A 21,017-nucleotide genomic window follows, 5' to 3' on the forward strand; every position below is an offset into this window, starting at 1 on the left:
TCAGCCCCAGAGCCTCGCCGTGTTGCCCTTCGCGGGTGACAGGGAGGGCTGCACCCTGAAATTTTGTTCCCTGTTCCACCCCATCCCATCAAGGAGCCATCACCATGAACCGCAACGACGTCACCGAAAAGATCATCAGCACCAAGGTCGCCAAGGGCCTGCAATGGGATGCCATTGCCAAGAAGGTCGGCCAGTCGAAGGAATGGACCACCGCGCTGTGCCTGGGCCAGATGACGGCCACGGCCGAACAGGCCAAGGTGCTGGGCAAGATCTTTGGCCTGACGGCCGAGGAGCAGAAGTGGCTGCAGGTCGTACCCTACAAGGGCTCGCTGCCCACGCCCGTGCCGACCGACCCGCTGATCTACCGCTGGTACGAAATCGTCAGCGTGTACGGCACCACCATCAAGGAACTGATCCACGAGGAGTTTGGCGACGGCATCATGAGCGCGATCGACTTCAGCATGGACATCCAGCGCGAGGCCAACCCCAATGGTGACCGCGTGAATGTGGTGCTGTCGGGCAAGTTCCTGCCGTATAAGCAGTACTAACCCCCTGAGGCGCTTTGCGCCTCGGTGCGTCCGCCAGAGGCAGCCGCTCTTCGTTGCCGTCCAGGCCTGCGCAGGCAGGCCCGGAGCCGCGGCACTCAGCCCCTTTTCTCGAATTGCTGCGCAATTCGGGAAGGGGGACACCGCCAGCGCCCGCAAGCGAAGCGCCGCCTTTGCGGCTTGGCGGCCCTTGCGCGGCGGTCGCTGGCTTGAGCCGTGCGAGTGCGTCGGCCACGCGCCTCGCTCAGTACTGGCGTGCGAATTCAAGGATTACCAGCACCCTCCACAAGTGCTGGGTACGGTCAATCGCAAGGCTTACGCCGCCTTCCAGAAAATGTAGTCGGCCTGGTACTTCACGATTTCGCGGGCGCCCTTGCTGGCGGTGGTGCAGGCGGTGGCGGGGGCCACGCCGCCCTTCAGTGCCACGCGCTGGATGTAAGTCACGCCGGTCATGGCGCCGGTGCCCATGGCGGGGTTGGCCTTCACCAGCTGCAGCGGCAGGTTGCCGGTGCCGGCAGGTGCCACGGCCAGCTGGGTGGCGGTCAGCTTGGAGCCGTCCATCGATTCCCAGGTAGCGGGTGGGCCGTAGTAGGTGCCCACTTGCTTGCCGCTGCGGTCGTTCAGCACTGCCTTGGGGCCCACAAACACCCATTCGGTCTGGCCGGGCATGTTGGCTTTGTCGCGGCATTCGTAGGTGATCTCGCCCACGCCCACGGTTTCCATGGCCACCTTGTTTCCGGCCGGCACCTTGATGCTGTCGGGCAGGCTGTCCTGCGAGAACATCGTCTTGGCGGGCATGGACGACATCGAGCCGCAGGCAGACAGCAGCACGGCAGCGGCCAGGGCGCCAGCAACGGGAAGCAGGCGGGAGGTCAGGGTCTTGGACATGGCGTTTTCGCTTTCAGATCAGGTTGAACAAGGGGTGACAGCAGGGCTGGTGCCTTGAATACTCGCCAGCTGACCCAACGGATTCAAAAAATCGCAAAAATTTTTCAAGGTCCATGCAGCAGGACCCCGACCGCTGCGGCGGGGCTTGCGAGCGCTGCCCGTGTGCGGCCTCCGGTCTGCATTACATTCGCCAGCGTTGTTCCCGACTCTCACCCCGCCAGCCTCCTGAAAGCCACCCCATGACGACCCTTGGAACCCCCCTGTCATCCCACGCCACCAAAGTCATGCTCCTGGGCTCGGGCGAGTTGGGCAAGGAGGTGCTGATTGCCCTGCAGCGCCTGGGCGTGGAAACCATCGCGGTAGACCGCTACGACAACGCGCCCGGCCAGCAGGTGGCGCACCACGCGCGCACCATCACCATGAGCGACCCGGCGGCGCTCAAGGCCCTGATCGAAGCCGAGCGCCCGCACCTGGTGGTGCCCGAGATCGAAGCCATCGCCACCCCCATGCTTGAAGAGCTGGAAGCCGCTGGCGTCGTGCGCGTGATTCCCACGGCCCGCGCTGCCCGCCTCACCATGGACCGCGAAGGCATCCGCGTGCTGGCCGCCGAAACGCTGGGCCTGCCCACCAGCCCCTACAAGTTCTGCAACTCCCTCGAAGAGCTGCAGGCGGCCATCGACGCCGGGAATGGGAAAGGGGTGGGCTACCCCTGCATCGTCAAGCCCGTGATGAGCAGCTCCGGCAAGGGCCAGAGCAAGATTGACGGGCCCGACGATGTTCAAAAAGCCTGGGACTACGCCATGGCCGGCGGCCGCGTCAGCCACGGCCGCGTGATCGTCGAGGGCTTCATCGACTTTGACTACGAAATCACCCAGCTCACCGTGCGTTCGGTCGGGGCCGACGGCCAGATCATCACCAGCTTCTGCGACCCCATCGGCCATGTGCAGGTGAGTGGCGACTACGTGGAAAGCTGGCAGCCGCACCCCATGCACCCCGCCGCACTTGAAAAGTCGCGCCAGATCGCCAAGGCCGTGACCGATAACCTGGGTGTAGGCTTTGACGGAAAGCCCTCCGGGCTTGGCTTGTTTGGCGTGGAGCTGTTCGTCAAGGGCGACCAGGTCTGGTTCAGCGAGGTCAGCCCCCGCCCGCACGACACCGGCCTGGTCACGTTGTGCACCCAGCACCAGAGCGAATTCGAGCTGCACGCCCGCGCGATCCTCGGTCTGCCGGTGGACACCAGCCTGCGCAACCCGGGCGCCAGTGCCGTGATCTATGGCGGTGTGGACGCGCAGGGCATCGTGTTCGATGGTGTGGACGAGGCCTTGGCTGTCCCGGGCACCGACCTGCGCCTGTTCGGCAAGCCCGAGAGCTTTGCCAAGCGCCGCATGGGTGTGGCGCTGGCGCGGGCAGCGGATGTGGACACGGCCCGTAGCAACGCCAAGCTGGCGGCCAGCAAGGTCAGGCCGCGCTCGGTGTGAGGGCTTGGCGCCTGACAGGGGGCGGGAGGTGTCAGCACTGTCCGCTTCGTTCAGGCTGACCGGCCAAAGCCCGGCCGCGCTCTGCAGTCACGGTATTGCCCGGGTGAGCGCCGGTGGGCACGGATGAGCCTTTTTTTGGGTTAAAACGGCTTGTAGCCCAGGTATTGTTTGGCTTCAATGCTATGAATAAAGTAGCATTTTACCCTTTGCAACCGCCTGTCTGGTTCCATCCGCCCCATGCGGAGGCGCTCCCGCAGCCACTCACTCCCTGATCTGCCGCCCCGTCAACTTGAGGAACAGGTCTTCCAGGTTGGCGGGCCGGTGCAGCGTACGCAAATGGCCGTGCTGGCCCAGCGCTTCGAGCAGCGGCTGGGCGTTGGCCGTGTAGAAGAACACGGTTTCGCCGCTCACCTCGATGCGCGCAGCCATTTCGCGCAGCACGGGCTCCTGCGCCAGCGCCACGGCTCCCACGCCAAACACCTCCACGACGTCGGGCTCCAGATGCTGGGCGATCAACTCGCGGGGTTTGCCTTCGGCGATCTTCCTGCCATGGTCCAGCACCAGCAGGCGCGAGCACAGGCGTTCGGCCTCGTCCATGAAGTGCGTGGTCAGCAGGATGGACTTGCCCTGCTGCAGCAGCAGCTGCAGTCGCTCCCACATCAGGTGGCGCGCCTGCGGGTCGAGGCCGGTGGTGGGTTCATCCAGCAGCAGCAGGCGCGGGTTGTTGACCAGTGCACGCGCCAGCGACAGGCGGCGCTTCATGCCGCCCGACAGCTCCCCCGGCTTGGCCTGTGCCTTGGCCGTGAGGGCGGCGAACTCCAGCAGCTGGGGCACGCGCTCGTCCATCACCGCGCCCTTGATGCCGAAGTAGCGGCCGAACACGCGCAGGTTCTCGGCGCAGGTGAAGTCGGGGTCGAGCGTGTCGAACTGCGTGACCACGCCCAGCTGTGCCTTGATGGCCAGCGCATCGCGCGGCATGTGCAGCGGTGGCTGGCCCGGGTCGGGGCGAAACTGCACGCCGCCCTCGTCGGGCGTGGTCAGGCCCAGGCACATGCGGATGGTGGTGGTCTTGCCCGCCCCGTTGGGGCCGATCACGCCCAGGCATTCGCCGGGGGCAATGGCAAACGAGACGTCATCCACCACGCGCGCATCGCCGTATCGCTTGCCCAGGTTCAGGGCTTCAAAAAGTGCAGTCATCCGGGCATTGTGTGCGATGCGGCCCAGGCTTGCGCCGTGCAGGCTGGCCCCTGGGCCGGCCAGACTCCTGCGGTCAGCCTGCCCCCTCAGCCTGCGCCTGTCAGCCGTCCGCGGCCGGCAGCCTTGGCCTCGTACAGGGCCGCGTCGGCCCGGGCCATCAGGGCCGTCAGGCTCGATTCGCCCGGCTGCAGCGATGCCATGCCGGCGCTGTAGTCCAGCACAAAGCCCAGTTCTGCGGCGCTGGCGTCCTGCAGGCGGCTGCGCAGGCGCCTGTCAAAGGCCACGCCCGCCGCGGCCGCGTTGTGCATCAGCAGCACGCCAAACTCTTCCCCGCCCAGCCGCGCGATCAGATCGCCGTTGCGGCAGGTCTCGGTGAGTAGCCGTGCAAACAGTTGCAGGGCGCGGTCACCGGCGTTGTGGCCGTGGCGGTCGTTGATCTGCTTGAAATGGTCTACATCCAGCATCATGGCCGTGAGCGGCAATCGGTGCCGCCAGGCATGGGCCAGCAGGTTTTCGCCCTGCGCGGTGTAGCCGCGGCGGTTGAGCAGGCCGGTCAGTCCGTCGGTCATCGCCTGCAGGCGCAGTTGCTGCTCGGCCTCGTCGCGCCATGCCACTAGTACGGCCACGGTGCCCAGCACCAGGCTGATGTTGACTGCCACGGCGGCGGCCAGGTTGATGGGGTGCGGTGTGCGGAAACTGGGGTAGTCGCCGGTGAAGGCGCCAAGCAGCCCCCTCGACAGCGTGAAGAAGGCCGAGGTCAGAAGGCAGCCCAGCAGCAGCGCACGCCAGCGGCCCTCTGCCTGCGGCACCGGGAAGAGCGTGGCACGGGCCACGATCAGCAGGATGAGCGTCAGCAGCCCGTTGGCCCAGCCCACGCGCCAGGCATACACGTCAAACCCCAGCGTGTAGCCCAGCGGGGCCGCCACCACCAGCGCCATGAGCACCCGCCGCAGCGGGCGCGGGCCCAGCCATTCCTCCAGCGCCCGGTACAGCATCCACTGCGCGGCAGCCTGGCAGGCAATAAAGAGGGTGGACAGTGCCTGGTCCCACACCGATGCCGACACCATCACGGCGACCCAGCCAACGGCCTGCAGCAGCATGCTTGCCTGCACATGGCGCGCCGCGCGGCTCACGTCCCGGCCCATGATCAGCGGCAGCGCGGCCGAGATCATGAACAGGTTGGCCGCCATGACGGCCATCAGGGTGAAGAAGTCCAGCGACATGGGCGGCTTGGCAATGCTCCGGGGCAGGTGATGGGGCTGCGATGAGGGCGCTGAAGTCTACTGGAAGGCCACTTCGGCAAAGCTGCGCAGCTTGCGGCTGTGCAGCCGCGCCACGCCTCCCTTGCGCAGGATCTCGATCGCGCGCATGCCGATGCGCAGGTGCTGGTCCACGCGCTCGCGGTAGAAGTGGTTGGCCATGCCGGGCAGCTTGATCTCGCCGTGCAGTGGCTTGTCGCTCACGCACAGCAGGGTGCCGTAGGGCACGCGGAACCGGAAACCGTTCGCCGCGATGGTGGCGCTTTCCATGTCCAGCGCCACGGCGCGGCTCTGGCTGAAGCGGCGCTGGGGCATGTTGTCGGGCAGCAGCTCCCAGTTGCGGTTATCGGTGCTGGCCACGGTGCCTGTGCGCATGAAGCGCTTGAGGTCGGCCTCGGGCACCTGCGTCACATCGGCTACGGCCTGCTGCAGCGCCAGCTGGATCTCTGCGAGCGCCGGGATCGGCACCCACAAGGGCAGTTCTTCGTCGAGCACGTGGTCTTCACGCACATAGGCGTGGGCCAGCACGTAGTCGCCCAGCTGCTGGCTGTTGCGCAAGCCGGCGCAGTGGCCGAGCATCATCCACGCATGGGGGCGCAGCACGGCAATGTGGTCGGTGATGGTCTTGGCGTTGGACGGCCCCACGCCGATGTTGACCATCGTGATGCCGCTTCGGTCCTTGCGCACCAGGTGGTAGGCGGGCATCTGCGGCAGGCGGGGCGGGGCTACGCCCAGCTCGTCGCCGGCTTCTGCATCCAGCCCGGTGCGGCGCGTGACCACGTTGCCGGGCTCGATGAAGGCGATGTACTCGCTGTCCTCCTTGGCCATCTCGGCATGCCCCAGGCGTACGAATTCGTCGATGTAGAACTGGTAGTTCGTAAACAGCACGAAGTTCTGGAACCACTCGGGTGCGGTGCCGGTGTAGTGGCGCAGGCGGTGCAGCGAGTAGTCCACCCGCGGCGCGGTGAACAGCGACAGGGGCTGCGCCTCGCCCGGGCGCGCCTCCCAGGTGCCGTTGGCAATGCCGTCGTCCATGGCGGCCAGGTCGGGCAGGTCGAACACGTCGCGCATCAGCATGCGGCGTTCCTGGCTCAGGGTGCCCTCGATGTGGTCGTGCTCGGCAAACGAGAAGTGGATGGGAATCGGGTGCGCGCTGGTGCCCACCTCCAGCTCCACGTTGTGGCTGGCGCGCAGCAGGCGGAACTGCTCGGTGTAGTAGCGTGCAAACAGGTCGGGGCGCGTCAGCGTGGTCTCGTAGCGGCCGGGGCCTTCCACAAAGCCGTAGGCCAGCTTGCTGTCGGCCCGGGCCACGGTGGTGGTGTGCACGCGCACAAACGGGTAGAACGCGCGCACGCCGCCCTGCGGCGTTTCGCCCGCCACAAAGCGCTGCATGGCCTCGCGCAGGTGGCCGATCTGCTGCTGGTAGATGCGCTGTACCTGTGCCAGCGCTTCGGCCGGGTCGGTGTGGCGGGTGGGGGCGATGAAGTCGGGGATGAGGGGCATGTCGCTATTGTCCACAAGCCCCGGGCGCTACCGGTGAAAACGCGGTCATGGCCTGCTCGGGCATCGCAAAGGGGCGATGGCAAGTCTCCCTGCCATCTGCGCGGGCGGGGCCCCGGGCGGACTGCGGCGTCGCGGCTTCCGCCAACGGCCCAGCCACGGGCCACAGGAGACCGCCTTTGTGGCCTGTTGCGATCCTCACCGGTGCATCCTTGCGAGGCCCTGTGCAGATGTTGCCTGGCGTGGCTTGGCAGCGGCGGGGCTAGCGCCCTGCAGCTTTGCGCAGCCACTGCAGCGCCGCATCGGCCGCCATCGGTGGCGACACCAGGTAGCCCTGGACCGAGTCGCAACCCAGGTGGCCCAGCAGTTCCATCTGGGGGCCGGTTTCCACGCCTTCTGCCACCGTTTTCAGCTGCAGGTTGTGCGCCATCTGGATGATGGCCGTGACGATGGCGACGTCGTCGGCGTTTCCGGGGGTGTCCATCACGAAGGACCGGTCGATCTTGAGCTTGTCGATGGGATAGCGCTTGAGGTAGGCCAGCGACGAGTAGCCGGTGCCGAAGTCGTCAATCGATACGCCGACGCCCAACGCCTTCAGGGCCATCAGGGTGTCGAGCACCTGACCGGTGTGGTGCATCAGCACCGATTCCGTGAGTTCGATTTCGAGGTAGCGTGGCTCCAGACCGGTTTCCTGGAGCACGCCGGCAATCTCGGCGGCCACGTCGCGCTGGCGGAACTCGATGGCCGACAGGTTGATGGCCACGGGTACCAGCGCCAGCCCCAGGTCCTGCCATTCCTTGAGCTGACGGCAGGCCTCGCGCATCACCCAGCGGCCAATGTGCGCAATCAGGCCCCGCGACTCGGCAAACTCGATGAACTCGCCGGGCCCGACGAGGCCGCGTTCCGGGTGTTGCCAGCGCACCAGCGCCTCCATGCCCTGCAGCGAGCGGTCTTCCAGGCGGATCTGCGGCTGGTAGTGCAGCACGAACCCGGATTCGGCGATGGCCTTGCGCAGCAGGCGCTCCTTGTGCAGCACGTCGAGGGCGCCACCGTCCATGCTGGGTTCGTAGAACTGCCGGTGACCCCGGCCACTGTCCTTGGCATGGTGCATGGCGGCGTCGGCACAGCGCAGCAGCACGTCCGCCGTGCCGGCATGGTCGGGAAAGATGCTGATGCCTATCGAATGCGACATGGACAGCGGGATCTGGTCCAGCATGAACATCGCGTTCATGGCGGCCAGCAGCTCGTCGGCCACGGCGGCCGCGCCGTTTGCGTCCTGCACATCGGTCAGCACCACCACGAATTCATCGCCGCCGACCCGGGCCACGATGTCGGCGTCGCGCACGCCCGCGCGCAGGCGCTCGGCCACGTCGCACAGCAGCCGGTCTCCCGCCTGGTGGCCCAGCGAGTCGTTCACTGTCTTGAAGTGGTCAAGGTTGAGGAAGAGCACGGCAGCACGCCCTTCGCGGCGGCGCGCCAGCGCCAGCACCTGTGCCAGCTGCTCCATCAGGAAGTGGCGGTTGGGCAGCTGCGTGAGCGGGTCGTGCAGCGCCATGAAGGCTTCGCGCGCCTGCGCCTGCTTGCGGGCGGTGATGTCGCGCACCACGACGATGCGGTAGCCCGCGCGCTCCGTCGGCAAGGTCTTGCCAGTGACCTCCACGGGGATGATGTGGCCGTCGCGGTGGCGGACGGTGACCTCGTACGGATGCTCGCGCTCGGCGCGGGTGTATTCGATGGCCAGCGCGCGCCATTCGGGGCTGATGAAACTGAAGATGGACCGCCCCACGATTTCATGCAGCGGGTAGCCCGTGAGGCGGATCAGTGCCTCGTTGCCGTCGGTAATCACACCCTCGTGGTGGAAGACGATGGCCTCCTGCGTCGCTTCGGAGAACTTGCGCATGCGCTCTTCGCTCTCGCGCATGGTGCGCTCGGCTTTCCAGCGCTCCGTGATATCGATGATGAAGACGTGACAGCCGAGCTGAACCTTCATGGCCCTGTCAAAGTGCGGGATGAGCTGCACCTCAAACAGCCGCGTCTCTCCGGTGTGGAGCTTGTGCTCGCGGTTGTACCTGACGCGCTGGCCGCGCACGGCGCGCTCGACATCGTGGCGGATCCCCTCCCAGGTCACGCCGCCAAGCGTTTCATGCACCGACAGGCCCACAATGGATGCGGCGGTGTGGCCTGTGTACGCGGCGTAGGCCTCGTTGGCGTACCTGCAATGCATGTCAGGCACGCCGTAGTACGCGATCAGTGCCGGGACCGCATCCGCAATCGCTCCGAGCAACCCGTCGCCGGACTCGGCTGTACTGGCGGTATCGCCAAGGAGAGGAATATCTGTCATGGGGCGGGGCGCGGTTTGCTCCACAAGTTATATCCGATATGTAACAAGCTGTCGTCGCTCCCTGGCTGGCTGCGGCTCCGGGATTCCACCAGTGCCCCGGGCTGCGCCAAGCCCTCGCAGCGTGTACCGGCATGGCCTCCACGGGGCGGGGCCGGATAATCCGCGCATGACCTCCAAAGAAAACCAAGCCGGCGCTGCCTTCAGCACGCTGGCGCTGAGCCCTGCCGTGCTGGCCAACCTGCAGCAGCTGGGCTACACGACCATGACCCCCATCCAGGCGGCCAGCCTGCCGCCCGCGCTGCTGGGCAAGGACATCATCGCCCAGGCGAGCACCGGCAGCGGCAAGACCGCCGCCTTTGCCCTGGCCCTGCTGGCCAACCTCAACCCCCGCCGCTTTGCCGTGCAGGCGCTGGTGCTGTGCCCCACGCGCGAGCTGGCCGACCAGGTCACCACCGAAATCCGCCGCCTGGCCCGTGCCGAGGAAAACATCAAGGTGGTGACGCTGTGCGGCGGTGTGCCGCTGCGCGGGCAGATGCTGAGCCTGGAGCACGGCGCGCACATCGTGGTGGGCACCCCCGGCCGCGTGATGGACCACCTGGAGCGCCAGCACCTGAGCCTGGAGGCCCTGAACACGCTGGTGCTGGACGAGGCCGACCGCATGCTGGACATGGGCTTCTTCGACGACATCGTCGTCGTGGCCAAGCAGTGCCCCAAGGAGCGCCAGACTCTGCTGTTCTCGGCCACCTACCCCGAGGGCATCGCCAGGCTGGCCGCCCAGTTCATGAAGAGCCCGCAGCAGATCACGGTGCAGGCCCAGCATGCCGAAGGCAAGATCGAGCAGCGCTGGTACGAGGTGAAGAACAGCGAGCGCCTGCATGCTGTGTCGCAGCTGCTCAACCATTTCCGGCCCGATTCATCGATTGCGTTTTGCAACACCAAGCAGCAGTGCCGCGACCTGGTGGGCGTGCTGCAGGCCCAGGGCTTTAGCGCGCTGGCGCTGTTTGGCGAGCTGGAGCAGCGCGAGCGCGACCAGGTGCTGGTGCAGTTTGCCAACCGGAGCTGCTCGGTGCTGGTGGCCACCGACGTGGCCGCACGCGGGCTGGACATTGCCAACCTGGCCGCCGTGATCAATGTGGACGTGACGCCCGATGCCGAGGTGCACATCCACCGCATCGGCCGCACCGGCCGGGGCGATGCCGAGGGCCTGGCGCTGAACCTGGCCAGCATGGACGAGATGGGTTTTGTGGGCAAGATCGAGCAGCTGCAGGGCCGCGAATCGCGCTGGTTCCCGGTGGCCGAGCTCACACCCGCAGGCAGCGGCCCGCTGGTGCCGCCCATGGTCACCATCCAGATCATTGGCGGGCGCAAGGAAAAGATCCGCGCCGGCGACGTGCTGGGCGCGCTGACCGGCGACATGGGCTACACCCGCGAGCAGGTGGGCAAGATCAATGTGAACGACTTTTCCACTTATGTGGCTGTGGACCGCGCCATCGGCGCGCAGGCCGTGCAGCGGCTGAACCAGGGGCGTGTGAAGGGCAAGGCGGTGAAGGCGCGGCTCGTCACGGACTGAGAGGCTGAGAGTCTTTTATCCATGCCCGCCTTGCACGCGAAAACGCCCCAGCTCGTCGTTGCAAATGCTCGCCATAGCCCGAGCTATGGCTGTGCTTTGCGCCTAGATCCGAGGCGTTTTTGCGCGCTTTTCGGGCTCGGCTAAAAAACTCTCAGCCTCTGAGGCGCTCACGTGGGGCCAGCGCTGCTGCGCGGAGCCTGGCTGCGCTGGTGGCAGGTGACGGTTTGGGTGAAAGCTGCCTCTGGCGCTTGATGGGTGTCATTTGTTGCTATCGATTTGATAGTTAATAGATCCTGCCCGGCGTCGAATCATTTCCGGAGTTTTTTTCACGCCGCCTGTTGCATCTGCGCATTGCACTAAGACCTATAGAGGACTATAGTTCTTGGCATGACCCCATCCCACAAGGTTGTTGCCTTTGACAGTGCCCCGGGACTGAGCCGCTACGCCGCTCTGGCCGCTGCCCTGCGTGCCCGCGTGGTGGCTGGGGAATGGCCGCCCGGCTCGGCCCTGCCGGCAGAAAGCCTGCTGGCCACCGAGCACCAGGTGGCGCTGGGCACCATGCGCCGCGCGCTGGAACTCCTGGTGGCGCAAGGCTTGGTGGAACGCATCCACGGCCGGGGCACCTTTGTGCGCCAGGGCATTGCCGGTGCGTCGATGCTGCGGTTTTTCCGGTTTGACAGCGGCAGTGGCGAAATGCCGCGCTCGCGCATCCTGTCGCGCCAGCGCGTGGCGGCCCCGGCCGCCGTGGCACGCAGGCTGGGCTTGGCCACGGGCGAGATGGTGCTGCGGCTGCAGCGTTTGCGCCTGCTGGCCGACCAGCCCTGTCTGCTGGAAGAGCTGTGGTTGCCGCTGGATGTGTTCGCGCCCCTGACCGAAGGCAGCACCGCTGAATGGGACGACCTGCTGTACCCCATGTTTGCGCGCCGCTGTGGCGTGCATGTGCACCGTGCCGTGGACGACATTGGCTTTGCCGTGCTGACGGCCGCGCAGGCCATCCACCTGGGGCTGGCCGCCGGCCATCCGGGCGTGGTGGTGCAACGGGCTGCCTACGACCTGGGCGGGCGCTGCGTCGAATGGCGCACCACGCGCGGCGATGCCAACGCTTTTCACTACACCGTGACGATCACCTGACCTGACAACCACAAGGAGACTTCCATGCCGCATTCCTCCATCCCCGGAGCACCTCGCTCCCTGTCCCGCCGTGCTGCCCTCGTGGGCGCGGGCGCACTGCTCGCCGCGCCCTGGGTGCATACCCGCGCGGCGGGCATCCCGGCTGGGCGCACCATCACGCTCGTGGTGTCCTACCCGGCAGGCGGCGGTGCCGACCTGATGGCCCGCATCATCGCGCCCCGCATGGCCGAGGCGCTGGGGCAAGGCGTGGTGGTGGACAACAAGCCCGGCGCCAGCGGCCAGCTGGCCGCATCGGCCGTGGCCCGCGCCACGCCGGATGGCACCACACTGCTGCTCGATGCATCGTCGTTCGCCGTCAATCCATCGCTCTACCCCAAGCTGCCCTACGACAGCAACACGGCCTTTGTGCCATTGGCCGTGTTGGCGACCTTTCCGAACGTGCTGGTGTGCCACCCGGGCTTCGGCGTCAACTCCGTCAAGGAGGTCATCGCACGCGCCAAGGCCAAGCCCGAGGACGTGGCCTATGCGTCGTCCGGCAATGGCTCGGCCCAGCATCTGGCAGGGGCGTTGTTTGAAGAGCGCACAGGCGTGCGGCTGTCCCACATTCCCTACCGTGGGGGCGGCCCTGCCATGAACGACGTGATGGGCGGGCAGGTGCCGCTGTTCTTTGCCAACGTGGCCTCGTCCCTGGGCCACATCCAGGCGGGCAAGCTGCGGCCGCTGGCAGTGACCAGCGCCGTGCGCGCCCGTTCGCTGCCCGATGTGCCCACCATGGCGCAGGCCGGCGTGGCCGACTACGAAGTGCTGGAGTGGAATCCCGTGCTGGCCCCGGCGGGCATTGCGCCCGAGGTGCGCACGCAGCTGGTCAACGCCATCAGCAAGGCGTTGGCAGACCCTGAGGTGCTGGGCCGCATCCGCGCGCTGGGCGGCGATGCCTTTCCCGATGCCACCCAGGCCAGTGCGGGCAAGTTCATCCAGGCCCAGCAAGCGCAGTGGGGCAAGGTCATCCGCGAGCGCAAGATCGTGGTGGGCTGACCCATGGGTGCGCTGGCCACATCCACACCGCTGCGGGATGCCCAGGAGGGATGGGACACGCACGTCCATGTGTTTGGTGCCGCAGCCCCGGTCCAGGCTGGGCACTACCAGCCTGCGCACCAGCCCCTTGAACGCGTTGAGGCAGAAGCCGCGAAGCTGGGCGTGGGCCACCTCGTGTTGGTGCAGCCCAGTGTGTACGGCATCGACAACCGGCTGGTGCTCGATGCCCTGGCGCGCGAACCGGGCCGGCACCGCGCGGTGGTGGTGGTGGATACCGGCATTGCCGACAGCGAACTGGACACCATGCACGCACTGGGCGTGCGCGGCGTGCGTTTCAATCTGGTGTCCCCCGTGGGCAACGGGGCGCAGGCCATGCAGGCGCTGGCGCCCCGCCTGAAGGCGCTGGGCTGGCATGTGCAGTGGTATGCGGCACCCGCCCAACTGGCGCAGATTGCCCAGCTGCATGCGCAAACGGGGCTGCCCTGTGTGCTGGACCATCTGGCGGGAATGCGCGCCGCCTTGGCGCAGGACGATGCGGCCTGGCAGGCGCTGGCAAGGCTGGCCGACTTGGGGGCATGGGTCAAGCTGTCGGGCTGGTATCGCCTGGAGGCCGTGGCCCCCTACGCCGAACTGCACGGCGCGATCCGCCGCGTGGCCGGGCTGATGGGCGAGCGGCTGGTGTGGGGTTCGGACTGGCCCCATACGGCGTTTGCGCCGCACGCCATGCCCGCCTACGCGAGTGTGTGGGAGCCGGTGGTGGATGCCCTGGGCGCGGCGCGCGCCGACAAGGTGCGCATGGCGGGAGCAGAGCTGTACCGCTGAAGTGCGGGCTGGGTGTGGTGTCTCGGTACTGAGGCGCCCCGCACCCACTCGCTATCTACCTGGCCCCCTTCGCTTCCAGCATTCGCACCATCTCGCTGAAGCCCCGCTGACGCGCCAGTTGCAGCGGCGTGTTGCCCTGCCGGTCGCTCAGCGCGTGGCTGGCGCCTGCCTGTAACAAGGCTTGCAGTGAGGCCTGGTGGCGCGGGCCGCCGTTGCCCAGCACGATGGACTCGATGAGCGCCGTCCAGTGCAGGTTGTTCACGTGGTCCAGCGGCGCGCCAGCGGCGATCAGATGGCGCACCACGCCGTCGTGCCCCAGGTGGGCAGCGGCGATGAGCGCAGTGCCGTCGTAGCGGCTGGTCACCTGTTTCGCGCTGGCGCCCAGTTGCAGCAGCACGCGCAGCGTGGCTTCGTCGTCGGCCACGGCGGCGATGGTCACGGCGTCGTAGCGGTCTTTCTCCAACGCGTTCAGGTCGGCACCCGCTTGGGCCAGGGCGCGGATCGCTTCGGCCTGCCGGGCATAGGTGGCGACGTGTAGCGGCGTGCGCCCGTAGCCATCGCGGGCGTTCACGTCGGCTCGCGCCCCGATCAGTTGGGTGAGTTTTGGCACATCGCCCCGCGCCGCAGCCGCGTGCAGGCCCTGGTAGGCCGCAGTTTCTGCCGCCGTGGGTGGCACCTGGGCCTGGGCCGTGGTGGCACAGGCCAGTGCAGCGGCCAGTGTGAATACAAGGTTCCAGTGCTTCACGGGTGTCTCCGATGGCGTGCGTTGCAGGTGTGGGCGGGGGGTTACTTCAGCAGATCCTGCACCTTGGCGATGCCTGCGACTGCACATTGCTCGTCCAGGTGACCACCGGGTGCGCCGCCCACGCCCACGGCGCCGATCACTTCATTGCCCACCTTCACGGGCACGCCGCCGCCCAGCAGCAGGTAGCCGGGGATGTTCACCAGGTTGGCGGCCGCAGGGTTCTTCTGCGTGCCTTCCATCATGGCCAGCGTGGTGTTCTTGGCCGATGCGGACGTGTAGGCCTTCAGGCGGCTGGCTTCCAGCGTGTGCGGGCCGGCGTTGTCGGCGCGGTGCACGGCGCGCACGGTGCCTGCGCGGTCGACCACGGTGGCAGTCACGGCGTAGCCATTGGCGGTGCAGGTGGCCACGGTCTGTGCGGCGATCTGCGTGGCGAGGTCGAGCGACATGTTCTTTTCGGTGCGCACGCCTTCGGCGCTGGCGGCGGTGGCGATCAGGGACAGGGTGAGGGCGGCAGCTTTGACGAGGGTGTGTTGCATGGTGTTCTCCGGTGTTTTTGACGTCGGTGCCACCGTGTGTGGCGCCGTGGGAGAACTGTAGAAATTCCTGCCGTTTTCAGCCATTCGGGCGGCTACGCGCGCGCCTCCGTAGAACTACGGAAGCGCCTTGAACGCCAGGTCAGGGTGCCGCGTCCACCAGGGCTGCGTACCGCCGGATCAGCTGCGCCAGCGATTCGGCCCCGAGCTTGGCAAACAGGTTGGCGCGGTGGGTTTCCACCGTGCGGGGCGACACCGTGAGGGCGCGGCCGATTTCCTTGTTGGTCAGGCCTTCGATGATCAGCCCCAGCACCTCGCGCTCGCGGCCCGACAGCTGGGCGTAGCGTTCGCGCGCCTGCTGGTCGGCCTGGTGCCGCTCGCGCGAGCGCACATGCTGGCGCACGGCGTTCTGCAGGGCTTCGAGCAGCACCTCGTCGTCCACCGGTTTTTCGAGGAACTCGGCCGCGCCGGTCTTGAAGGCGCGGCGGCACATCTCCACCGTGCCGTGGCCGGTCAGCAGGATCATGGGCTGGTCCACGCCCTGGGCCAGCAGCTGCTCCAGCACGGCCAGGCCACTGATGCCGGGCATGCGCACATCGAGCACGATGGCGCCGATGCTGGAGCGGTCAAACCCCGCCATGAAGGTCAGCGGGTCGGCCCAGGTCTGCACGCGCAGGCCTACGGTGCTGATGAGCAGGGCGAGGCCTTCACGCACGGCGGCGTCGTCATCGACCAGGTGGATGAGGGGTGAGAGGGGGGCGGCGGTGTCCGTCATGGTCGGGTGCGCAGTGGCTGGAGCGCGGGGTCAGCCAGCAACGGCGGGCATGGTCAGCACGAACTCGGCGCCGCGGTCCTGCGCGGCGGGGTGGGCGGGCAGGGGCGCTAGCACCAGCTGCGCGCCCATGGCCTGTGCCAGGCTTTCGCACAGCGTCAGGCCCAGCCCCAGGCCGCCGTCGCGCGTGGTGTGAAAAGGCTCGAATACATGCAGGCGCTGATCCGCCGGGATGCCCGGCCCGTGGTCGCGCACCGACAGGGCCACGCTGCCATCGCCGCTGCGGGCCATGCCGATGCGCAGGCGGCGTTCGGCGGGCGGTACCTGTTCCAGCGCCTGCAGGGCGTTCATGAGCAGGTTGTGCACGATCTGCTGCAGCGCCACCGGGTCGGCCAGCACGGGGGGCAGGTCGGCAGCAGCAGTCACCTCGGGCGCGATGCCGCGCGCGGCCAGCTCGGGCTCCAGCAGGTGCAGCACGTCGCTGATGGCAGCGGGCAGCGCCAGCGGCTGGGTTTGCCCTGCGGGGTCGGCGCGCTCCACCAGGCGGCGCAGCCGGCCCACCACGGCCGACGCGCGGCGCGCCTGCTCCACGGCGCGCGCCATGGCCGTCTGGGCGGTGGCCAGGTCGGGCGGGTCTTCGGCCAGCAGGCGCTGCGCGGCCTGCGTGCCCGACAGCAGGGCCGTGAGCGGCTGGTTCAGTTCGTGCGCCATGCCTGCGGCCAGCTCGCCCAGCGTGTTCAGGCGCGCCACCTGGCCCAGGCGCAGCAGCTCTTCCGCCCGCTGGCGGGCAATGCGCTGGCGGTGCAGGGCCAGCGCGGCGGCCCACAGCGCAGCAGTCAGCACGCACCAGCCCAGCATGGACCACCAGGGTAGCTCGTGCAGGCCCACGCTGCGGCGGGCCACTACGTCAAACGGCTGGCTGGCGGCGGCCAGCACCTTGTGAAAGCCGTACTCGCGGCCCCATCCGCGCGGGTCGATGCCGCCAGGCTGCACCACGAACGACTGGCCGCCGTGCTCCAGCGTCACGCGTACCGGGCTGGTGGCCATGTCCATCGGCCACTCGTCGCGCGGCACGGTGGCGCGCAGGTCAATCAGCAGTGCGTGGCTGGCGGGCCGCCCGGCCATCACCAGGTAGTAGCGGCCCGCGCTGGTGTTGAGGAGCGCCATTGCGGCATGGCCCGAGCGTTGGGAGGCAGCCTCGGCCGCAGTCAGATCAGCTTGCACATCAGCGGGCCATTGCGCTCCGGGCGGGCGCTGCAGCACCGACAGGATTTGCGGGTATACGGCGGGCAGACGGGGCAGGGCGTCGGCACTGCCAGCGCTGCCCGCACCGCCGTTCGCGCCGGTGGCGGGCGGCTGCAGCAGGGCCAGCGTGGCCATCACCGCATCGTGCTGCACCACGCGCTGGCTCAGCAGGCGGTGCACGATGCGCGCGTCGGTCTCAAAGGCGGCCTGCAGGTCGTGCAGCCGCCACACCGCCAGGGCGCCTGCGCCCGCACAGGCCACCAGCACACAGGCCAGCAGGCTGGCAAGCTGCAGCGGAAAAGTGCGGGGGCGCCATGGCTGGGACATGCGGCGGATTCTGGCATGCAGCGTCTGGTGTAATTCACGCCGTACCTGCTCCGATCCGAAAGCCGCCATGCCTGCGCCCGCCTCCGCATCTGCATTCCCCGCCTGGCTCACGCCGCGCAACCTGCTGATCACGTCGGTGGCGGTGGCGGTGGCCACCATCGTGCTCAAGACGCTGGCCTGGTACGTCACCGGCTCGGTCGGCCTGCTGTCAGACGCGATGGAGTCGTTTGTGAACCTGGCCAGCGCCGTGTTTGCCCTGGCCATGGTGACGGTGGCCCAGCGCCCCGCGGATGATGACCACCCCTACGGCCACCACAAGGCCGAGTATTTCTCGTCGGGGTTCGAGGGCATCCTCATCATCGGTGTGTCGGCGGGCATCTTCTGGGCCGCCGGGCACCGCCTGTTCGACCCGCAGCCCATCGAGCAGCTGGGCTGGGGCCTGGGGCTGTCGATCTTCAGCTCGGCACTCAACGGCTTGCTGGCCTGGGTGATGTTCCGCTCGGCGCGCGCGCACCGCTCCATTGCGCTGGAGGCCGATGCGCGGCATCTCGTCACCGATGTGTGGACGTCGGCCGGCGTTCTGGTCGGCATTGCGGGCGCCGCGCTCACGGGCTGGCTGTGGCTCGATGCGGTGGCCGCCATGGCGGTGGCGCTCAACATCCTCAAGGAAGGCGTCGAGCTGGTGTGGCGCTCGTCGCAGGGGCTGATGGACTCGGCCGTGGAGCCCGAGGTGCAGGCCCGGATCGACGCCACGCTGCAGCAGTTTGTGCAGCAGGCCCAGCCGCCCGGCGCGCTGCGTTTTGACCATGTCTCGTCGCGCCGCGCCGGCCAGCGCCAGTTTGTGGACATGCACCTGCACATGCCGGCGCACTGGACGCTGGGCCACGCGGCCGAACTGCGCGGCCAGGTCGAGCGGGCGCTGATGGCGGCCGTGCCGGGCCTGCGCGCCACCATCGAGCTGCTGCCCACCGATGTGGAGGCGCACTTCGACGACCCCCGTGACGACCCGCGCGACAACCCCCAGGGAGCCATTCCATGATCAGCGTGCTGCAACGCGTGCGCGAAGCCCGCGTCGATGTGGACGGCCAGACCGTGGGGGCCATCGGCCAGGGCCTGCTGGTGCTGGTGTGCGCCGAGCGCGACGACACCGAGGCCGAGGCCGACCGGCTGCTGGCCAAGTTGCTCAAGTTGCGCATCTTCAGCGACGACGCGGGCAAGATGAACAAGAGCGTGCAGGATGTCGGGGGCGGCCTGCTGCTCGTCAGCCAGTTCACGCTGGCGGCCGACACGGCGGGCGGCAACCGCCCCAGCTTCACCCAGGCTGCGGCGCCCGATGAAGGTCGGCGGCTGTACGACTACGTGGTGGCCCGGGCCCGCACGCTGCACCCGGTGGTGGCCACCGGCCAGTTTGCGGCCGACATGCAGGTGCACCTGATCAACGACGGACCGGTGACGATCCCGTTGCGCATGGCTCCGGTGGTTCAATAGCTATCAAAAATATAGCTATGGGGGCAAATGATGCAAGGGCTACAGCCCGTTTTTACCTTTATTTCGGCTGGGGAGCAGCGGCGACGCTGGTAGCACCCGGAAGGCAACTGCGGCCAGCGCCAGCCAGACTGCAATGCTCAGCATGACGGCCGTGTGTGCGTCCCAGCCGCGCTGTTGCGCCCCCGTGGCCACGATGCCGGTGAACCATTGCATCAGCGCCACGCCCAGAAACATCGCCATCGTGTAGGCCGACAGCGCCCGGCCCGTGAGCGCGGGCGGGTACGAAGCACGCACATCGGCGTACTGCAGCACCCCGTAGCCCGATAGCAGCCCCATCAGCAGGATCAGCACCACGCTGGCGGCAGGGTGCACGCGCAAGACTGCCAGCAGCGCGAACATCCCGGCCATCAGCAGCGAGGCATTGCCGATCCAGCGCCGGCGGCGGGCAATGCCCGGGTCCAGTCGGCCTGCCAGCCCCGGTGCAAACAGCGCAATCAGCGACAGGCCCAGCGCCACGTTGCCGCTGTCCACCAGCGAGAGGTGGTAGCGGTCCATCAGCAGCGGCGCCAGCCACAGCCCGCGCAGTGACAAAAATGCGGCGTAGCCCGACATGCCCAGCAGCAGGATGCCCCAGCTGTGCGGCACCGTGAGCAGCTGGCCAAAGCCCAGCAGCGCCTGGCCCCAGGTTTCGCGCTGCGCCGGGGGCGGCACCAGCGGGGCGGGCTCGTGCACGCGCAGCCAGATCAGCATCCACGACAGCGCGCTGAGCACCGCCAGCACGGCGTACCCCGTGCGCCAGCCGCCACCGTGCTGCACCAGCCAGGCCAGCGGCGTGCCGGTGAACAGCAGGCCCAGCCCGCCCACGCCCATGGCCACGCCCGAGAGATACGCAAACCGCTCGGCCGGAAACTGCCGCGCGATGAACAGCGTGCAGGCCAGGAAGGCGGGCGAGCAGCCCACGCCGATCAACAGTTGCCCCGCCATCAGCCACGGGTAGCTGGGCGCAGCCGCCGACAGGGCCGAGCCCGCCACCGCCAGCGGGAACGCGGTGAGCACCGTGCGCCGCAGGCCGTACAGATCGAGCCCCACGCCCATCAGCAGCTGCGCCACGCCGAACGACAGGCCGAACAGCCCGGCGAACGCGCCCAGCGCCCCGGGAGACAGTCCAAAATCCGCCATCAGCCCCTGCGCCACCATGCCTGTGGTGGTGCGAAACGCCTGGCTGAGCGCGAAGCCGCTGAGCAGCGTGAGCAGCATGGCCCACAGCGCACGGGTGGGCGGGCGACCACCCTCCGCAACGCCGTGCGTGGGCACCTGCGTGGAAGACGGGACTTGGGGGCTGCCGTTCACTGGCGCCAGAAGAACACGGCCGCCATCACCAGCCCGGTGGCGACGATGCCCCAGCGCAGCACATGGGCCGGCAGCTTGCGCGCCACGCGCGCGCCGCCGTAGCCGCCTGCGGTGGCGGCCACCATCATCAGCAGCGCCTGCGGCCACAGCACGATGCCGCCCGCGGCGTAGATGGCCACGGCAATCGCGGTGAGCAGAGCCGAGACCAGGTTCTTCATGCCGTTCATGGCGTTGAGCTGCGTCTGCCCCAGCAGGCCGAACAGCGCCAGCAGCAAGATGCCCAGCCCGCCATTGAAGTACCCGCCGTAGCCCGCCACGGCCAGCATGCCTAGGGCGGCTTTCCAGGGCGCGGCGGGGCCCTGGGCCGAGGCGCCTGCCCACTGGCGCAGCCGCGGGCCAAAGGCAAACATGGCCGTGGCCGCCAGCAGCAGCCAGGGCACGACCTTGCGGAAGGTGGCGTCGGGCGTGATGAGCAACAGCGCCGCCCCCGCCGAGCCGCCGATCAGGGCCAGCAGCACGATGGCACGCATCGACAGGCCGGGCGGCGGCTGCATGTCTTCGCGAAAGCCCCACGCGCCCGCCATGTAGCCCGGCAGCAGGGCGACGGTGCCCGTGGCGTTGGCTACCACGGGCGGCACGCCGGTGAACACCAGTGCAGGCAGGGTCAGAAAGCTGCCGCCTCCGGCAACGGCATTGAGGGCCCCCGCGACGAAGGCGGCGGCGAGCAGCAGGGCGGTATCCACAACATCTCCTTGGCCGCGGCATTGCGCACGCGGCATTGCACCGATCTT

At 68.2% G+C, this 21,017-nt stretch carries 19 protein-coding genes; 8 read left to right on the forward strand and 11 right to left on the reverse strand.

Annotated features, from left to right (window positions below; translation table 11 throughout):
* Nucleotides 1-104 precede the first annotated feature (104 nt).
* Nucleotides 105-548 carry a cyanase gene (gene cynS / locus ACTPOI_RS04540; protein WP_291519493.1) on the forward strand — a complete coding sequence of 148 codons (444 nt, stop codon included), beginning with the start codon at nucleotides 105-107 and terminating at the stop codon, nucleotides 546-548.
* Between the two features lie 312 nt (nucleotides 549-860).
* Here the strand turns inward: cynS and ACTPOI_RS04545 are convergent, their stop codons facing one another.
* Nucleotides 861-1,433, reverse strand: a complete 573-nt coding sequence (locus ACTPOI_RS04545; protein ID WP_440106834.1) for a DUF3455 domain-containing protein — start codon at nucleotides 1,431-1,433, stop codon at nucleotides 861-863.
* 239 nt (nucleotides 1,434-1,672) lie between these two features.
* On the opposite strand from ACTPOI_RS04545, the gene purT reads away from it, so the two are divergent.
* Nucleotides 1,673-2,911: a formate-dependent phosphoribosylglycinamide formyltransferase gene (gene purT / locus ACTPOI_RS04550; protein WP_440106836.1), complete on the forward strand. Its 1,239-nt coding sequence runs from the start codon at nucleotides 1,673-1,675 to the stop codon at nucleotides 2,909-2,911.
* 261 nt (nucleotides 2,912-3,172) lie between these two features.
* Here the strand turns inward: purT and ACTPOI_RS04555 are convergent, their stop codons facing one another.
* The 4 genes from ACTPOI_RS04555 to ACTPOI_RS04570 all read right to left on the reverse strand — a co-directional run bounded on the left by ACTPOI_RS04555 (nucleotide 3,173) and on the right by ACTPOI_RS04570 (nucleotide 9,208).
* Nucleotides 3,173-4,108, reverse strand: coding sequence for an ATP-binding cassette domain-containing protein (locus ACTPOI_RS04555; protein WP_291519496.1), 936 nt, complete (start codon nucleotides 4,106-4,108; stop codon nucleotides 3,173-3,175).
* An 86-nt stretch (nucleotides 4,109-4,194) separates the two neighbouring features.
* Nucleotides 4,195-5,331 (reverse strand): GGDEF domain-containing protein, encoded by a 1,137-nt coding sequence (locus tag ACTPOI_RS04560; RefSeq protein ID WP_440106838.1) that lies wholly within the window; start codon nucleotides 5,329-5,331, stop codon nucleotides 4,195-4,197.
* 57 nt (nucleotides 5,332-5,388) lie between these two features.
* On the reverse strand, nucleotides 5,389-6,870 hold the full coding sequence (locus tag ACTPOI_RS04565; protein WP_440106840.1) for an AMP nucleosidase: 1,482 nt from the start codon (nucleotides 6,868-6,870) through the stop codon (nucleotides 5,389-5,391).
* Between the two features lie 259 nt (nucleotides 6,871-7,129).
* Nucleotides 7,130-9,208 (reverse strand): putative bifunctional diguanylate cyclase/phosphodiesterase, encoded by a 2,079-nt coding sequence (locus ACTPOI_RS04570; RefSeq protein WP_440106842.1) that lies wholly within the window; start codon nucleotides 9,206-9,208, stop codon nucleotides 7,130-7,132.
* Nucleotides 9,209-9,374: 166 nt separating this feature from the next.
* Between ACTPOI_RS04570 and dbpA the strand changes: the two genes are divergently transcribed.
* The 4 genes from dbpA to ACTPOI_RS04590 all read left to right on the forward strand — a co-directional run bounded on the left by dbpA (nucleotide 9,375) and on the right by ACTPOI_RS04590 (nucleotide 13,766).
* Nucleotides 9,375-10,778: an ATP-dependent RNA helicase DbpA gene (dbpA, locus tag ACTPOI_RS04575; RefSeq protein WP_440106844.1), complete on the forward strand. Its 1,404-nt coding sequence runs from the start codon at nucleotides 9,375-9,377 to the stop codon at nucleotides 10,776-10,778.
* A 387-nt stretch (nucleotides 10,779-11,165) separates the two neighbouring features.
* Entirely contained in the window at nucleotides 11,166-11,909 is a 744-nt protein-coding gene (locus ACTPOI_RS04580; RefSeq protein ID WP_440106846.1) for a GntR family transcriptional regulator, read from the forward strand.
* Between the two features lie 24 nt (nucleotides 11,910-11,933).
* Entirely contained in the window at nucleotides 11,934-12,944 is a 1,011-nt protein-coding gene (locus ACTPOI_RS04585) for a tripartite tricarboxylate transporter substrate binding protein (RefSeq protein ID WP_440106848.1), read from the forward strand.
* Between the two features lie 3 nt (nucleotides 12,945-12,947).
* Complete coding sequence (locus tag ACTPOI_RS04590) at nucleotides 12,948-13,766, forward strand: amidohydrolase family protein (protein WP_440106850.1); 819 nt, start codon at nucleotides 12,948-12,950, stop codon at nucleotides 13,764-13,766.
* A gap of 55 nt (nucleotides 13,767-13,821) precedes the next feature.
* Here ACTPOI_RS04590 and ACTPOI_RS04595 read toward each other — a convergent pair whose 3' ends face one another.
* The 4 genes from ACTPOI_RS04595 to ACTPOI_RS04610 all read right to left on the reverse strand — a co-directional run bounded on the left by ACTPOI_RS04595 (nucleotide 13,822) and on the right by ACTPOI_RS04610 (nucleotide 17,388).
* A complete protein-coding gene (locus ACTPOI_RS04595; protein WP_440106852.1) occupies nucleotides 13,822-14,511 on the reverse strand; it encodes an ankyrin repeat domain-containing protein in 690 nt (229 codons plus the stop codon).
* 41 nt (nucleotides 14,512-14,552) lie between these two features.
* Nucleotides 14,553-15,047: a GlcG/HbpS family heme-binding protein gene (locus tag ACTPOI_RS04600; RefSeq protein WP_440106854.1), complete on the reverse strand. Its 495-nt coding sequence runs from the start codon at nucleotides 15,045-15,047 to the stop codon at nucleotides 14,553-14,555.
* Nucleotides 15,048-15,186: 139 nt separating this feature from the next.
* The gene (locus ACTPOI_RS04605) at nucleotides 15,187-15,819 is read right to left on the reverse strand and encodes a response regulator transcription factor (protein WP_440106856.1); all 633 of its coding nucleotides are present in this window, start codon (nucleotides 15,817-15,819) and stop codon (nucleotides 15,187-15,189) included.
* A gap of 30 nt (nucleotides 15,820-15,849) precedes the next feature.
* A complete protein-coding gene (locus ACTPOI_RS04610) occupies nucleotides 15,850-17,388 on the reverse strand; it encodes a sensor histidine kinase (protein WP_440106859.1) in 1,539 nt (512 codons plus the stop codon).
* A gap of 67 nt (nucleotides 17,389-17,455) precedes the next feature.
* Here ACTPOI_RS04610 and ACTPOI_RS04615 point away from each other — a divergent pair, with 67 nt between their 5' ends.
* On the forward strand, nucleotides 17,456-18,427 hold the full coding sequence (locus ACTPOI_RS04615) for a cation diffusion facilitator family transporter (protein ID WP_440106861.1): 972 nt from the start codon (nucleotides 17,456-17,458) through the stop codon (nucleotides 18,425-18,427).
* Complete coding sequence (dtd, locus tag ACTPOI_RS04620) at nucleotides 18,424-18,876, forward strand: D-aminoacyl-tRNA deacylase (protein WP_440106863.1); 453 nt, start codon at nucleotides 18,424-18,426, stop codon at nucleotides 18,874-18,876. The genes ACTPOI_RS04615 and dtd overlap by 4 nt, the downstream gene beginning before the upstream one ends.
* Before the next feature lie 39 nt (nucleotides 18,877-18,915).
* Here the strand turns inward: dtd and ACTPOI_RS04625 are convergent, their stop codons facing one another.
* Nucleotides 18,916-20,226 carry an MFS transporter gene (locus tag ACTPOI_RS04625; RefSeq protein ID WP_440106865.1) on the reverse strand — a complete coding sequence of 437 codons (1,311 nt, stop codon included), beginning with the start codon at nucleotides 20,224-20,226 and terminating at the stop codon, nucleotides 18,916-18,918.
* Nucleotides 20,223-21,005 (reverse strand): sulfite exporter TauE/SafE family protein, encoded by a 783-nt coding sequence (locus ACTPOI_RS04630; RefSeq protein WP_440106867.1) that lies wholly within the window; start codon nucleotides 21,003-21,005, stop codon nucleotides 20,223-20,225. The genes ACTPOI_RS04625 and ACTPOI_RS04630 overlap by 4 nt, the downstream gene beginning before the upstream one ends.
* Between the last annotated feature and the right edge of the window lie 12 nt (nucleotides 21,006-21,017).

Source organism: Acidovorax sp. BL-A-41-H1 (assembly GCF_051942715.1).